This is a genomic window from Carbonicoccus niuqiaonis (genome assembly GCF_050157065.1).
Lineage (GTDB): Bacteria > Actinomycetota > Actinomycetes > Propionibacteriales > Propionibacteriaceae > Avipropionibacterium.
This window is the reverse complement of record NZ_CP189573.1, coordinates 2,723,233-2,737,393: the sequence shown is the minus strand read 5'-3', so window position 1 is coordinate 2,737,393 and position 14,161 is coordinate 2,723,233. Positions and strand designations below refer to the sequence as shown.

16 protein-coding genes are annotated in these 14,161 nt (G+C 71.0%); 8 read left to right on the top strand and 8 right to left on the bottom strand.

Going from position 1 to position 14,161, the window contains the following annotated elements; genetic code table 11:
* Positions 1 to 16 precede the first annotated feature (16 nt).
* Together ACQBAU_RS12580 and ACQBAU_RS12575 are read right to left on the bottom strand one after the other, a co-directional pair.
* Complete coding sequence (locus tag ACQBAU_RS12580; RefSeq protein WP_434550771.1) at positions 17 to 226, bottom strand: hypothetical protein; 210 nt, start codon at positions 224 to 226, stop codon at positions 17 to 19.
* 45 nt (positions 227 to 271) lie between these two features.
* Positions 272 to 1,372 (bottom strand): LacI family DNA-binding transcriptional regulator, encoded by a 1,101-nt coding sequence (locus ACQBAU_RS12575; RefSeq protein WP_465256373.1) that lies wholly within the window; start codon positions 1,370 to 1,372, stop codon positions 272 to 274.
* A 253-nt stretch (positions 1,373 to 1,625) separates the two neighbouring features.
* Here ACQBAU_RS12575 and ACQBAU_RS12570 point away from each other — a divergent pair, with 253 nt between their 5' ends.
* Complete coding sequence (locus ACQBAU_RS12570) at positions 1,626 to 3,140, top strand: hypothetical protein (RefSeq protein ID WP_434550769.1); 1,515 nt, start codon at positions 1,626 to 1,628, stop codon at positions 3,138 to 3,140.
* Between the two features lie 42 nt (positions 3,141 to 3,182).
* Here the strand turns inward: ACQBAU_RS12570 and ACQBAU_RS12565 are convergent, their stop codons facing one another.
* Complete coding sequence (locus ACQBAU_RS12565; RefSeq protein WP_434550768.1) at positions 3,183 to 4,046, bottom strand: MBL fold metallo-hydrolase; 864 nt, start codon at positions 4,044 to 4,046, stop codon at positions 3,183 to 3,185.
* A 143-nt stretch (positions 4,047 to 4,189) separates the two neighbouring features.
* Here ACQBAU_RS12565 and hrcA point away from each other — a divergent pair, with 143 nt between their 5' ends.
* The 4 genes from hrcA to tgt are packed head-to-tail and all read left to right on the top strand — an operon-like array spanning position 4,190 to position 8,424.
* Complete coding sequence (hrcA, locus tag ACQBAU_RS12560) at positions 4,190 to 5,203, top strand: heat-inducible transcriptional repressor HrcA (RefSeq protein ID WP_434550767.1); 1,014 nt, start codon at positions 4,190 to 4,192, stop codon at positions 5,201 to 5,203.
* A gap of 1 nt (position 5,204) precedes the next feature.
* A complete protein-coding gene (gene dnaJ / locus ACQBAU_RS12555; protein WP_465256374.1) occupies positions 5,205 to 6,398 on the top strand; it encodes a molecular chaperone DnaJ in 1,194 nt (397 codons plus the stop codon).
* Positions 6,395 to 7,147, top strand: coding sequence for a 16S rRNA (uracil(1498)-N(3))-methyltransferase (locus tag ACQBAU_RS12550; RefSeq protein ID WP_465256375.1), 753 nt, complete (start codon positions 6,395 to 6,397; stop codon positions 7,145 to 7,147). The genes dnaJ and ACQBAU_RS12550 overlap by 4 nt, the downstream gene beginning before the upstream one ends.
* The gene (gene tgt, locus ACQBAU_RS12545; protein ID WP_434550764.1) at positions 7,144 to 8,424 is read left to right on the top strand and encodes a tRNA guanosine(34) transglycosylase Tgt; all 1,281 of its coding nucleotides are present in this window, start codon (positions 7,144 to 7,146) and stop codon (positions 8,422 to 8,424) included. The genes ACQBAU_RS12550 and tgt overlap by 4 nt, the downstream gene beginning before the upstream one ends.
* Before the next feature lie 19 nt (positions 8,425 to 8,443).
* Here tgt and ACQBAU_RS12540 read toward each other — a convergent pair whose 3' ends face one another.
* From ACQBAU_RS12540 to ACQBAU_RS12530, 3 genes are read right to left on the bottom strand one after another with little or no spacing between them, the layout of a single operon-like run.
* Positions 8,444 to 9,121 carry a GntR family transcriptional regulator gene (locus ACQBAU_RS12540; protein ID WP_434550763.1) on the bottom strand — a complete coding sequence of 226 codons (678 nt, stop codon included), beginning with the start codon at positions 9,119 to 9,121 and terminating at the stop codon, positions 8,444 to 8,446.
* Positions 9,108 to 9,854, bottom strand: coding sequence for a maleate cis-trans isomerase family protein (locus ACQBAU_RS12535; protein WP_465256376.1), 747 nt, complete (start codon positions 9,852 to 9,854; stop codon positions 9,108 to 9,110). The genes ACQBAU_RS12540 and ACQBAU_RS12535 overlap by 14 nt, the downstream gene beginning before the upstream one ends.
* Positions 9,854 to 10,684, bottom strand: coding sequence for a maleate cis-trans isomerase family protein (locus ACQBAU_RS12530; protein WP_465256377.1), 831 nt, complete (start codon positions 10,682 to 10,684; stop codon positions 9,854 to 9,856). Before ACQBAU_RS12530 ends, ACQBAU_RS12535 begins: the two co-directional genes overlap by 1 nt.
* A 70-nt stretch (positions 10,685 to 10,754) precedes the next feature.
* On the opposite strand from ACQBAU_RS12530, the gene ACQBAU_RS12525 reads away from it, so the two are divergent.
* Together ACQBAU_RS12525 and ACQBAU_RS12520 are read left to right on the top strand one after the other, a co-directional pair.
* The gene (locus ACQBAU_RS12525; protein WP_465256378.1) at positions 10,755 to 11,729 is read left to right on the top strand and encodes a D-2-hydroxyacid dehydrogenase; all 975 of its coding nucleotides are present in this window, start codon (positions 10,755 to 10,757) and stop codon (positions 11,727 to 11,729) included.
* 1 nt (position 11,730) lies between these two features.
* The gene (locus ACQBAU_RS12520) at positions 11,731 to 13,140 is read left to right on the top strand and encodes an amidase (protein WP_465256379.1); all 1,410 of its coding nucleotides are present in this window, start codon (positions 11,731 to 11,733) and stop codon (positions 13,138 to 13,140) included.
* Here ACQBAU_RS12520 and ACQBAU_RS12515 read toward each other — a convergent pair.
* Together ACQBAU_RS12515 and ACQBAU_RS12510 are read right to left on the bottom strand one after the other, a co-directional pair.
* A complete protein-coding gene (locus ACQBAU_RS12515) occupies positions 13,110 to 13,424 on the bottom strand; it encodes a type II toxin-antitoxin system PemK/MazF family toxin (protein ID WP_465256380.1) in 315 nt (104 codons plus the stop codon). The genes ACQBAU_RS12520 and ACQBAU_RS12515 overlap by 31 nt on opposite strands.
* Before the next feature lie 2 nt (positions 13,425 to 13,426).
* A complete protein-coding gene (locus tag ACQBAU_RS12510; RefSeq protein WP_465259363.1) occupies positions 13,427 to 13,717 on the bottom strand; it encodes a ribbon-helix-helix domain-containing protein in 291 nt (96 codons plus the stop codon).
* Between the two features lie 71 nt (positions 13,718 to 13,788).
* Here ACQBAU_RS12510 and ACQBAU_RS12505 point away from each other — a divergent pair, with 71 nt between their 5' ends.
* The gene (locus ACQBAU_RS12505) at positions 13,789 to 14,148 is read left to right on the top strand and encodes a DoxX family protein (protein ID WP_465256382.1); all 360 of its coding nucleotides are present in this window, start codon (positions 13,789 to 13,791) and stop codon (positions 14,146 to 14,148) included.
* Positions 14,149 to 14,161 lie beyond the last annotated feature (13 nt).

Sequence of the window (14,161 nt, the reverse complement as noted above, 5' to 3'; positions counted from 1 at the left end):
CCCGCCGGCGGGGGCTTCAGGCCAGGGGCAGTCCCGGCCGGTACGCAGGGTCGATCCGATTGGCCAGCCGCAGTTCGTGGCGGGCCAGGGCTCGCAGTGCGGTGGCCAGTCGGGTGGTCAGCCGTCGGCCGTGGGGCCGCTCCGGCTCCGGGACGACAGGGGCATCGGGCAGGGCTGACTGGCTGAGTCGCCGACTGGGGCCGGCGACGTCGATGATGTTGTACACGGGTCTTCCTCCTCTCGCGGTCTCGGGTCCTCGGATCCAGCGGGGCTAGCTGCGGGACGGGGTGGGCGCGGGTCCGGTCGAGGACCGGACGACGAGGTCGATCGGCAGCAGCACCCGTCGGGGCTCGGCGCCGGGAGCGAGCAGCAGTTCGCCCACCAGGCGGCCCTTGTCCTCGATCGGCTGGTGGACCGTGGTCAGGCCGGCTGCCTCGGCTCCGGTGATGTCGTCGAACCCGGCCACCGACAGGTCGCGTCCGGGGTCCAGGCCGCGTCGACGCATCGCGTCGATGAAGCCGAGTGCCAGCACGTCGCTGACCGCGACCACGGCGGTGGGGCGGTCCTGGCGATCCAGCACCGCCGCCGCGGTGGCCTGCCCGCACTCGTACGAGTTGTGGCCGGCCGACACCGCACTCAGTTCCGCCCCGGGCATGGCCTCGCGGAGGCCGAGCCAGCGGGCCCAGCACTCGGGGTCGAGGATCTCGGCGGGCCCGACCTCGGTCCCGGCCGACCCGTACGGGGTACTGGTGTCGAGCAGGACCGTCACCCGGTGGTGCCCCAGCCGGGCGAGGTGGCGACCGATCAGCCGACCGGCCTCCCGGTCGTCGATCGCCACGTACGACCCCGGTGCCCGGCCGGGCCCAGCGGTCCCGGTCGGGTCGTCGGTGCCGGTCGGGTCGTCGGTCCCGGTCGGGTCGGCGGCCTGATCGGGGAGCGTCGTCCCGACGATGGGCAGGCCCCGCGCCGCCGCGGCCCGGGTCGCGGGGTGGCTGCTGGGGATGCACAAGGTGGCGATCGCGTCGATGTGGGCCCGCTGCACCGCCTCCGGAGAGGGTGGCAGCACGACCAGGCTGGTGTCGGTGGGTTCGACCGCCTGTGACACTCCGGCCAGGAACCGCACCGCGTACGGGTCGGAGAACGCGTACGACAGCGTGTTGGTGAGCAGGATGCCGACTGCGCCGGCCCGGCCACTGCGCAGACTGCGGCCGGCGGCGTCGGGGCCGGGGTAGCCGAGCTCCTCGGCGGTCGCCTTGATCCGCGCCAGCAGCTTCGCCGACAGCTGGTCGGGCCGGTTGTAGGCGTTGGAGACGGTCGAGGTGGAGACTCCGACGGCCTCGGCCACGGTCTTGATGGTGGGGCGCCGGTTCATGGTCCACCACTCCTTCTCCGGTCGTCGTCGGCGTTACTGCAACGATTCTCTAAATCGATCTAGAGAAACGATACAGACGCCAGCGGCGCGACACAACCGAATATTCACCCGCCTGTCCCGGCGAGATGTCCCGCCCGCCTGTCCCGCCCGCCTGTCCCGCCCGCCTGTCCCGCCCAGCTGTCCCAAGGTCTGCCCGTGCCGTACTGTGCCCGGCCCCGTCATCGGCGGAGGCTGGACCGGGGAGGTCACGGCGATGCCCGACAAGCAGGAGCTCGAGCCGGAACCGGTCACGACGCGTCGCAGCCCCGTGACCCAGCCGGTCGAGGAGCAGCAGGCGCTGTCCAACCGGGCCGTGGCCGGCGCCCGTGGCGGTGGCGGAGCCGGCCGGATCGCCGCGGCGCTGCAGCAGGCGACCGAACTGGACACGGCCGCCCTGGCGGTGCTGAAGCAGCTGCAGGAGGTGACCCAGCCCGCCCATGAGGCGAACCGCCGGACCCATCAGGCACTGCAGCGGCACGCCGCCGAGTACCGCACCGCCCACACCGGGTTCGAGGCCACGCTGAAGCGCGCCGAGGTCGCGGCGGCCGAGGAGAGTGCGGCCTCGGTGATCCTCGGGTTCGCACAGTCGATCCTGATCGCCGTCGCCCTGGGACCGGTCAGCGGTGCCGTGCTGGGCGCGGCGGCCGGGTTGCGGCAGGCCTTCAACGACGCGCTGTCCGAGGTCGGCGAGATCATCGTCGGCGCCGGCGTGGACGCCCTCAAGCCGGGGCCCACGACCGCGCCGGAGGCGTACGCGGTGCCCGACGACCTGGACCCTCGGCTGAAGGAACTGGACGGCTGGAAACAGACCGCGGCGGCGTGGCAGGCGCTGGCCGGGTTGGCCCAGGTCGGCCTGGACTTCGCGCCGGTGGCGCGACGCACCGCCGCCGTCCGCGGAGACCTGCGCGCCTGGGCGACCGGAGGTCGTGGGTACGCCGACGTCGACCAGCTCGCCGCCGAGGTCGACCTGCTCGCCGCAGCCGTCCGGGCCGTCCCGCTGGGCCGGATCGCCGCGCTGGGCGAGGCCGTCGGCGCCTTCGCCGCACTGGCCGACCATCCGCTGTTGGAGCGGGCCTCGTTCTTCCTCGAACAGGACCTGTGGATCGACTGGATCTCCCGGCTCTCCGGCCTCGACCTCGCCGACGCCACCGCCGACATGTGGCCGGTCTGGGTGACCGAGGAGATCGTCGACATCCTGGGCAACGAGGAGATCGAGGGGCGGCTGCACGAGCTGGCACTGATCGCCGTCTGCCACAGCGGCACCTGGGGCTTGGAGGGCATGCACCAGCTGAACCGGCTGGGCGTGGACCACTACTTCGAGGGGAGTGAGTACAGCGCCAGGCAACTCTTCCACGCCGCCGTCGCGGCCCGGCGGAAGCTGCGTGACCAAGGGGCGATCGGGGTTGCCCTGACGGGGGGACGTCAGGCCGAGGTGGAGGTCGAGCTGGTCCCGACCGAAGCGGTCGAGGCGTGGTTCACGAAGCTGTCGTGGCATCCACCGCTGCTCCCTCCGGTGAACGACGACACCACTCCGCCGCACGGCCGGACCATCCAGGCGTGGACCGAGTACGAGGTGGCCGCCGGTGATCTGGTGTTCGTCCTCGGCGAGTACGCCTCCGGCAGCACCCTCGTGGAACGGGTCACCGACGACCGGGCGGTGTCGAAGTCCGCCCGCGCGTGGGCGACGGCCGTGCTCGACCCGGAGGTCCCGTTCTCGCTGGCCCCCTGACCGTCGGCCACCGGGTGACGGGGTGCGGTGCGAGGTCGCGGGTCAGGCCAGCGGGAGGGTGGGCCGGGTGCCACGGACACCCCGGTCGGCGGCGCGGGCGTACTCGGCGGCGACCCCGTCGCGGATCCGCTCGACGGGGTAGGGCCAGTTCCCCTCGGCCAGCGCCGCGTCGGCGCCGACACCGCGGTCGATCAGCGACTCGATCTCGTTGGCGACCGCGGCCACTTCGGAGCGCGCCGTGATGGCCTCGATCCGGCCCAGCGGCTCGCCGTGGCCGGGGACGACGACGGTCTTGTCACCCACCAGCCCGATCGCGGTGTCGAGACTCGCCGGCCATTCCGCGGCGAACGAGTCGCTGCCGTACGAGGGCGCGTCGCCCTGCTCGATCAGGTCACCGACGAACACCACGTCGGCGTCGGGGAGGTAGGCCACCACGTCACCGGCGGTGTGCCCCTCGCCGGCGTGCACGACCTCCACCCGGACCCCACCCAGGTCGATCACGGCGACCGCGGCGATGCCACGCCGTGGGGCCCGCACCGCATCGGCCGGGACGCCGAGTCGTTCGGCGTCGGCCAGCAGGTCGGGGTCGTGGACGGCATCGGCGAGTGACTCGTGGCCGACACTGTCGACGTCGTCGAAGGCGGCCAGGCCGAGGATGTGGTCACGGTGGCCGTGGGTCACCACGACCGCGGTCACCGGCACCCCCGCGAGCTCTTCCGCCGCCGCCCGGATCGCCCGGCCCTGTTCGGGGGACGACCCGGTGTCGACCACGAGGGCGCCGGTGTCACCGGCGACCAGGCCGATCGTGACCTGGTCGGGTTCGGCCACGGCGCGCCACACTCGGTCGGCGACCGGCTGCCACTCCCCGAGGGTGAAGCGTGACGACCTGGTGGTGCGGTCGGTCATGGGGTGGTCTCCTTCAGGCACGGACGGCTCCTTCATGGTCCCGGACAGGCCCTTCGGTGGCGGGTTAGACTGGCACTCGCATTTCTTGAGTGCCAACGACTCATGCCAGCGCATGCCGACCAGCGACCGACGGGAGGATCGACATGGATGATCGAAAGCTGAGCGTACTTCGTGCCATCGTGTCCGACTACGTCGACTCCATGGAGCCGGTCGGCTCCAAGGCGTTGGTCGACCGTCACAACCTCGGCGTCTCACCGGCGACGGTCCGCAACGACATGGCCGTGCTGGAGGCCGAGGGCTACATCACCCAGCCCCACACCAGCGCCGGGCGCATCCCGACCGACAAGGGCTACCGCCTCTTCGTCGACCGACTGAGCGCGGTCAAGCCGCTGTCGGGGGCGGAGCGGCGCGCCATCCACACCTTCTTCTCCGGGGCGGCCGGCATCGACGACGTGGTGACCCGAACCGTACGGCTGCTGGCGCAGGTCACCCAGCAGGTCGCGATGGTGCAGTACCCGACCCGCGACCACGAGGCCGTCGTCACCGTCGAGTTGGTCAGCCTCACCAGCGAGCGGGCGATGTTGATCATGGTCACCTCGTCAGGTCGGGTGGAGCAGCGGGTGCTGGAGCTGCACGACCACGACCCGGACGTGCTGGCCGACGTGCGGGCCCGGCTCAACACCGCGACCGTCGGGCAGACGCCGGAGCAGGCGATGGCCGCCCTGGGGCGGCTGGTGATGGAGCTGCGTCCCGACGAGCGGACGCTGGGCCAGTTGACCGTGGCCACCCTGATCGACCTGCTCGCCACCAACCCCGGCACGAAGGTCGTCGTCGGTGGCGTGCCCAACCTGACCCGCTTCGGCCCCGACTTCTCCAGCACCCTGCAACCGGTGCTCGAAGCGCTGGAGGAGCAGGTCGTCCTGCTCCGGCTGCTGGGTGAGGCGGCGAGCCCCGACGACGTCACCGTGCGGATCGGGGTGGAGAACCCGTACGCTGAACTGCGAGCCACGTCGGTGGTCACCACCGGTTACGGCGTGGGCGGTGACGCCCTGGCCACCCTCGGTGTGGTCGGACCCACCCGCATGGACTACCCCGCGACCATCGCCTCGGTGCGCGCGATTGCCCGCTATGTCAGCCGCTTCCTGAGCGAAGGATGAGATGAGCCCGGAAACCGACTACTACGAGATCCTCGGGGTCGAGAAGAACGCCTCGGCCGAGGAGATCAAGAAGGCCTACCGCCGCAAGGCGCGGACGATGCACCCCGACGTGGCCAGCGAGCCCGATGCGGCGGAGAAGTTCAAGGCCGTCGCGCAGGCGTACGAGACCCTGCGCGATCCGCAGAAGCGGCAGATGTACGACATGGGCGCCCGCCCCGGTGCCGGCGGCATGGGCGGCATGGGTGGGATGGGCGGCTTCCCCGGTGGCGGGCAGGCCGGCTTCGACTTCACCAACCTGGTCGACGCGATGTTCGGCCAGGGCAACGGCAGCAGCAGTCGCGGCCCGCGCTCGCGGACCCGGCGGGGCCAGGACGCGCTGGTCCGGGTCGAGCTCGACCTGGCCGAGGCCGCGTTCGGCATCACCAAGCAGGTCCGGGTCGACACCGCCGTGCTGTGTCCGCGCTGCAACGGTCGCGGGGCGGAGGGCGAGTCGAAGCCCGAGCCGTGCACCACCTGCCATGGCCAAGGTGACGTCACGCACATCCAGCGGTCGTTCATCGGTGACATCCGTACCACCCAGCCGTGCCCCAACTGCCGCGGCTACGGCACGATCATCCCGAACCCGTGCAACGAGTGCTCCGGCGAGGGTCGGGTGCGGTCGGCGCGCACGCTGAACGTGAAGATCCCGCCCGGCGTCGACACCGGCAACCGGATCCACCTCGACTCCCAAGGCGAGGTCGGTCCGGGAGGCGGCCCGGCCGGCGACCTGTACGTCGAGCTGCGCGTCGCCCCGCACGACGTATTCCAGCGCGACGGTGACGACCTGGACATGGTGGTGAAGATCCCGATGACCGCGGCCGCCCTCGGCACCCAGGTGGACGTCGCCACGATCGACGCCGACCGCGACGACTCCGACGTCGCCGACCGTACGGTCAGCGTCGAGGTACCGTCCGGCACCCAGTCCGGCACCCGGATCGTGCTGGAGGACCGTGGTGTGCCGAAGCTGCGGGGCCAGGGTCGCGGCAAGCTCGGCATCACCCTGCTCGTGCAGACCCCGACCAAGCTGGACGACCAGCAGCGCGACACCCTGCGTCAGCTCGCCGCACAGCGCGGTGAGGAGGCTCCGGAGGTGACGGTGCAGAAGCACCACCGTGGGGTCTTCGGTCGGTTGCGCGACGCCTTCGTCGGCCAGTGACCGATCCGGTCTTCCTCGCCGGGACCGATGACCGACTGCCCGAGGTCGGCCAGACGTACGAACTCGCCGGCGAGGAGGGACGCCATGCCGCCGTGGTCCGCCGGATCGCGGTCGGTGAGGTGATCATCGTCGCCGACGGCATCGGCGGTGCGATCCGCGGACCGGTGGTGTCGGCCTCGAAGAAGGGGCTCGTCGTCGAGGTGGCCGAGCGGTTGACCCAGCCGGCGACGCAGCCCGAGGTGATCGCCGTGCAGGCCCTGGCGAAGGGGGACCGCGGTGAGCTGGCGGTCGAGCTGATGACCGAGGTCGGAGTCACCCGATTCGTGCCCTGGCAGGCAACCCGGTCGATCGTGCGGTGGACCACCGAGCGGGCCGACAAGACCTTGGGCCGGTGGCGCTCCACCGCCCGCGAGGCGGCCAAGCAGTCCCGGCGATTCCGGGTGCCGACGGTCGACGAGGCGATGACCACCGACGGCGTGACCGCGTTGCTGGCCGACTGCGCCGTCGGGCTGGTGCTGCACGAGACCGCCACCGAAACCTTGCCGCAGGTGCTCGATCCGTCGACGACACCGGCCGGCCGGCCCGGCCCGATCATGATCATCATCGGCCCCGAGGGCGGCATCACCGACGACGAACTGGCGGCGTTCACCGCCGCCGGGGCACGTCCGGCCCTGATCAGTGACGGGGTGCTGCGGACCTCGACCGCGGGGGCCGTCGCGGCTGGCTGGCTGCGGATGGGGCGGCCATGACGCCGTCGCCGGACGACTTCGGGTTCACCATCACCGCGACCGGGCAGGGCCACGCCCGGGCCGGGGTGATCTCCACACCGCACGGCCCGATCGAGACGCCCGCCTTCATCGCGGTCGGCACCAAGGCGACGGTGAAGGCGCTGTTGCCCGAGACGCTGACCGAGATCGGGGCGCAGGCGGTGCTGGCCAACGCGTACCACCTGTACCTGCAACCCGGTGCCGACCTGATCGACGCGGCCGGCGGGCTGGGGGCGTTCATGAACTGGGCGGGCCCGACGTTCACCGACTCGGGCGGCTTCCAGGTGATGAGCCTGGGCGTCGGGTTCAAGAAGGTGCTGGCGATGGACACCGCCGGGTTGGCCGACGACGACGTGATCGCCGAGGGGACGGAGCGGCGGGCGAAGGTGGACGACGACGGGGTCACCTTCACCTCCCACCTCGACGGCAGCACCCACCGCTTCACCCCCGAGGTGTCGATGGGGGTGCAGCACCAGCTCGGAGCCGACGTCATCTTCGCCTTCGACGAGCTGACCACGCTGATGAACACCCGCGGCTACCAGGAGGAGTCGCTGGAGCGGACCCGCCGCTGGGCGCAGCGTTGCCTGACCGAGCACCACCGGCTCACCACCGAGCGGTCGCACCGGCCGTACCAGGCGTTGTTCGGGGTGATCCAGGGCGCCCAGTACGAAGACCTGCGCCGCAAGGCGAGCCGCGACCTCGCCGCGCTGCGGCACACCGGGGACGGGCCGGACGGGGCCGGCTCGACCGGGTCCGGGTCCGACGGGTACGGCTTCGACGGGTACGGCATCGGCGGTGCGTTGGAGAAGGAGAACCTCGGCACGATCGTCGGCTGGTGTGCCGACGAGTTGCCCGAGGACCGGCCGCGCCACCTGCTCGGCATCTCCGAACCCGACGACGTGTTCGCTGCGGTGGCCGCCGGGGTCGACACCTTCGACTGTGTGTCGCCGTCGCGGGTGGCCCGCAACGCCGCGCTCTACAGCCACGACGGCCGGTTCAACGTGACCACCGCGGCCAACCGGCGCAACCTCGACCCGATCGACGCCGAGTGTGACTGCTACACCTGCGCGAACTACTCCCGGGCCTACCTGCACCACCTGTTCAAGTCACGCGAGATCATCGCCAACACGTTGGCCACGATCCACAACGAACGTTTCGTGATCAGGTTGGTCGACCGGATCCGGGCGGCCCTGGTGGCCGGCGAGCTGGACGCGTTCCGTGACGAGTTCCTGGGTCGCTACTACGCGACGAAGGGGTAGCCGCCCCGACGGGCTGCCCTCACTCGCCGGGCACCGGATCCCGCTTGGCCTGCAGTCGGTGCACGGCGTCATCGAGGTGGGACACCAGCAGCTGCTTCGCCCGGGCCGGCGTCCCGTGCAGGATGGCCTCTTGCAGGTCCTCGTGCTCGGTGACCTGGGTCTCCAGATCGGCGTATGTGGTCTCCAACTCACCCAGGCACATCCGGGTCTCGACCACGAGGGTGCGCATGGCCCGGATCAACCGTGGGCTGCCCGACAGGTTCACCAGCGTCTCGTGGAAGGCGTGGTCGGCGTCCGACACCGCCGACCCGTTGCCCCGGCGGGCCGCGGTGCGCATCGCGGTGACGCTCGGCGCCAGGGCACGGTGGGCGGACTCCCGATCATGGGACATCACCTGCTCGATCGCCCCTCGCTCGATCACCGACCGGGTCCGGTAGACGTCGACCACGTCCGCCATCGTCAGGTCGACCACGAACACCCCCCGGTTGCGGATCGCCACCAACACCCCCTCCGACACCAGCCGCTGCATCGCCTCACGCAACGGCCCGCGCGACACCGCGAACCGTTCGGCCAGCTCGGCCTCGCCGAGCTGCTCACCCTGGGCGAGCCGTCCGGTCATGATGGCCGTCCGCAGCTCCTCGGCGATGTACTCGACGGTCGAGGGCCGCGGTCGGGGTGCGAGCTCAGCGATCGGCACCGGCGACCTCCGCGGCGAACAGCCGGCCGAGTTGATCATGGTGCGGCCGGACGCCGGCCAGTCGCAGGCCTTCCCAGACGGTCACCTGGTTGGCGGTGAGCACCGGCTTGCCGAGGGCCGCCTCGAGCTGTGGCACCACCCCGAGGGTCCGCATCGCGGTGTCGGGCACCAACAGCGCCTCGGCGTCGCGATGATCATGGGCGGTGGCGAGTGCGAGCACCTGCTCGGGGGAGAGGGTTCCCACCTCGGCGGCAGTCTCGATGCCGGCACTCGACATCGACACCACCTCGACCCCGGCCGCACCCAGGTAGTCGACGAAGAGTCGGGCGATCTCGTCGGGGTAGCTGGCCGCGACCGCGACCGTGCTGATCTCCAGCGCCCGCAACGCGGCCAGGTAGGCCAGACTCGTACTGGAGGCAGGAACCCCGGCGGCTGCGGCAAGTTGATCAGCCTGCTGCCGTGCCCCCTCGGACCCGTACACGAAACTGCCCGAGGTGCACGCCCACACCACCGCGGCCGGCTCGTACGGGGCCAGGTCGGCCGCGCCGGCGGCCAGCCGTTCCGGCTTGCCGAGGTCGAGCAGTTCGGGGACCGCGTGCAGGTCGGTGCCGTAGACGTGCACCACCGGCAGCCGGGCGCCCAGCAGCTCCGCCGCGTACGGGTAGTCCTGCTCGGCCGCGTGGTCGGGGTAGATGAAGCCGGCGGTCGCACCGCCGGGGGGAACGGTCGTCATCACGAAGTCCTCTCGTCGCGCTCGGTCACGGGGTCGGGTTCGGCTGCCGGCTCGGGGACCTGGGGCAGGGGCGGGGGTTCAAGATCATCCTGGAAGACGCCGCGCAGCCACCGGCCCGGGCCGACCATCGGCAGGCCCATCCGTCCCAAGCAGGCCCAGACGGTCAGTTGGTTCGCCGTCAGTACGGGCTTGCCGAGCTCCTGCTCCAGGGGCGCGATGATGTCGTAGGTCGGCAGGTTGGTGCACGAAATGAAGATCGCCTCGGCCGACGGGTCGTCGGCCGCGATCACCATCTCGGCCACCGTGCGGTAGTTGACCTTCCAGATGCCGCCGCCGAGTCCGAGGTGGTTGGACCGCAGCACGGTCACGTCCAGCTCGCCCAGGAAGTCGTGCAGCTTGTCGGTCAGCTCCGCGTCGTACGGGGTGATCACCGACATCCGCGTCAGCCCGAGTTCGCGTACGGCTTCGGCCAGCGCCCCCGACGTGGTCACCGCCTGCGGGGCACCGGCGGCCCGGATCGCCGCCTGGAGGTCGGCCTCGTAGGTCAGGCCGCGGATGAAGCTGCCTGAGGTACACAGGTACGCCACCACCTCCGGCTCGACGCCGGTCACCGAGCGGGTGGCCTCGGCCAGGTGGCGCGGCTCGGAGACGAGCTCGGCCATGGCCATGCTGACCGTGACCGGCTCGTACTGCGTGCGGGCAAGGTGAAAGCTCACCTCCAGTGGGGCCCAACGCCACAGCTCACGCTCCAACGCCAGGTCGAAGGGCGCGATGATGCCAATGCCACGTTGGGCCAGCGGACCTTCGAAGTCCGCGCTCGTCAGCTCCAATCCCGGACCTACTTTCGTGCGGGATCATCAGATTGTTGACAATAGTATGGCTCGATCCTACGTTGTCAATGTGCCGAGCCAGCCCGTCGTCGTCGTCCTCCACGACGGACGGCTGCCCTCGACCGAGGAGATGGCCCCGGTGGCCGAGCAGGCCGAGCTCCGGTACGTCGACGAGGCCGGGTTGGCCGACGCGTTGCCGGGGGCCGACGTGCTGTTCGCCTACCACTTCCTGAGCCGGGCGGTGCCCGATGCCTGGCACGCCACCGACGGGCTGCAGTGGCTGCACGTCGCGGCCGCCGGCGTCGACCGGTTCCTCAGCCCGGAGGTCGTGGCCGACCCGGTCGTCGTCACCAACTCCCGTGGCGTGTTCGACGCGGCGATCGGCGAGTACGTGCTGGGACAGGTGCTCGCCTTCACCAAGGACCTGCCCGGGGCGGTCCGGCAGCAACAGCAGCACGAATGGCAGCACCGTGAGTCCGAACGCGTGGCCGGCACCGATGCCCTGGTCGTCGGGACCGGGCCGATCGGCCGGGCCATCGCGGGGGCCCTGCGTGCGGTCGGCGTGTCGGTCCGGGGTGCCGGCCGTCGGGCGCGTACCGACGACCCCGACTTCGGTACGGTGTGCGGTCCCGATGACTTGCCGGCCGAGCTGGGCGCCGCCGACTGGGTGGTCGCCGCGGCACCGCTGACCGAGGCCACTCGCGGGATGTTCGACGCCGAGGCGTTCGCCGCGATGCGACCGAGCGCTCGGCTGATCAACGTCGGACGGGGCGAACTGGTCCGCACCGACGAGCTGGTCGCCGCGTTGCGTGACGGCCGGCTGGCCGGTGCGGCCCTCGACGTGGTCGACCCCGAACCGCTGCCGACCGCCCACCCGCTGTGGGACCTGCCGCAGGTGATCATCACCGCCCACCGATCCGGCGACGTCGTGGGGTGGCGTGAGGAGCTCGTACGGGTGTTCGCCGACAATTTCGTACGGTGGCAGGGGAAACAGCCATTGCACAACGTGGTGGACAAGACACTGGGATACGTACCGGGGAGCTGACGTGGAACCGACCGAGATGACTGCCGTGGAGCTCGTCACGGCCTATGGGGCCGGCGAGTTGTCACCCGTCGAGGCGACGACCGCCGTGCTGGACCGGATCGAGGCGAAGGACGCCGAAATCAACGCGTTCTGCCTGGTCGACCGGGAGGTCGCCCTTGAGCAGGCCAAGCAGTCGGAGACGCGGTGGCGGTCCGGCTACGCCAAGGGCCTGTTGGACGGGGTGCCGATCTCGATCAAGGACGTGTTCCTCACCGAGGGGTGGCCGACACTGCGCGGGTCCAAGGCGATCGACCCGGCCGGGCCGTGGACCGAGGACTCCCCGGCAGTGGCCCGACTGCGGGCCGACGGCATGGTCTTCGTCGGCAAGACCACCACCCCCGAACTGGCGTGGAAGGCGGTCACCGACAGCCCGCTGTGCGGCATCACCCGCAACCCGTACGACACGTCGCTGACGGCGGGGGGCTCGTCCGGGGGTGCCGGTGCGGCGGTCGCGGCCGGCATGGGGCCGGTCGCGATCGGCACCGACGGCGGCGGCAGCATCAGGATCCCGGCCTCGTTCTGCGGCATCGTCGGCCTCAAACCCACGTACGGCCGGGTGCCGATGTATCCGGCGAGCCCGTTCGGACCGCTCGCCCATGCCGGGCCGATGACCCGGACGGTGGAGGATGCCGCGCTGCTGATGGACATCCTGGCGCTGCCCGACCATCGTGACCCGACGTCATTGGAGCCGCCGCACCTCACCTTCCGTGGCGAGTTCAACCGTGAGGTGACCGGCATCCACGTGGCGTACTCCCGCGACCTGGGCCACCTCACCGTGGACGATGAGGTCGGCCGGATCGTCGACGGCGTCGTCGCCGAGCTCGACCGCGCCGGAGTCCACGTCACCGCGACCGATCCCGGATTTCCCAACCCGGTCGAGGCTTTCGAGGTGCTCTGGTCGAGCGGTGCGGCGACCCTGCTGGGTCGGATGCCGGGGGCTCGGGAGACCGTCGACCCGGGATTGGGGCGAATGTGGGATGCCGGGGACCGGGCCAGTGCGGTCGACTACCTGGAGGCCCGGTCGGTGGCGGCTGCGGTCGGCATCACGATGGGCAACTTCCACGAGGAGCACAACCTGCTGCTCACCCCGACCGTCGCGGTGGCGCCGTTCGCCGCCGGCCACGACGTGCCGCCCGACAGTGGCCTGCGCAACTGGCCTGACTGGGCCGGGTTCAGCCATCCGTTCAACCTCACCCAGCAGCCCGCCATCAGCGTGCCGGTCGGGATGACGGCCGCCGGGCTGCCGGTCGGCCTGCAGATCGTCGGCCCGCGCCACTCCGACGATCTGGTGCTCGCGATGGCCCGCTACGTGGAGTGGCTGGTGGGGCAGGGCTCCCGCACTCAGCCCAGCAACGGGATCTCGAGGTCGTAGGCCAGCACGATCGCCCGCGCGAGTTCCTGCTCCTGTTCCGGGGACAGGTGACCCACGGTCCGGCCGAGTGACGAGGACGGGATCGTGACGACGTTGTCGATCGACACCGACGACGGCTGCTGCAGTCCGTTGGCCAGGCCCGCGGGCACCTCGCTCGACAGGCCCTTGATCGTCGTGGTGATCGGTGCCACGGTGACCATCGACATCGCGCCACGTGCCGCCTCACGCGTCAGCACCACGACGGGGCGGGTCTTGTCCAGCCGCGCAAGGCAGATCTCCCGCACCGTCAGTCCTCGACCGGGGTCGGGTGGGCGACGGTCCACGAGACGAGATCGTCCAGGTCGTCCTCGGCGCCCGTGGCCTGCAGGACCTCCACATCGCGCTGCGCCATCCGTGCACGCATCTCGCGTTCGAGCGCGCTGGTGACGACGGCGGCCCGGGAAGGCGCCTGTCCGCGCGCCACCGCTTGGTCCAGGTAGTCGACCATGGCATCGGGCAGCCTGACGGCGATCTGTCTCGACATGACACAACGATACCACCGTGCATCCCAGCACGGGATGCACGCGGCCTTCAGCATGGCACGTACACCTTGCGTACTTTTCCGTTGAACATACCATACGGTATGGTAGGTTTCGGTGGAGGTCCCTGATGTCCGCGTATCCCGATCCCGTGTGGCTGGTCGTCGCACTCGCGCTGGTCCAGGCGGTCGACGGCGTCATCTGCCTGAAGCCGGTCCCGTTCATCGCGCAGTGTTTCGACGACGTCGGCTTCCCCCGGCGGCTGTGGTGGCTGACGCCGCCGATCAAGTTCGCGGCTGCGGCCGGGCTGATCGCCGGGATCTGGGTCCCGTACCTCGGCGCGGTGACCTCGGTGGCGCTGGTGGCCTACTTCGTCGTCGCCATCGCGATGCACGTCCGGGCCCGCGACTTCGGGCGCAACCTGTTCCTGAACGCAACGGGGATGCTCGCCCTGTGTGTCGCGGTGGCGTTGTTCGGGTTCGTGTTGTGACGGGCGAGATCAT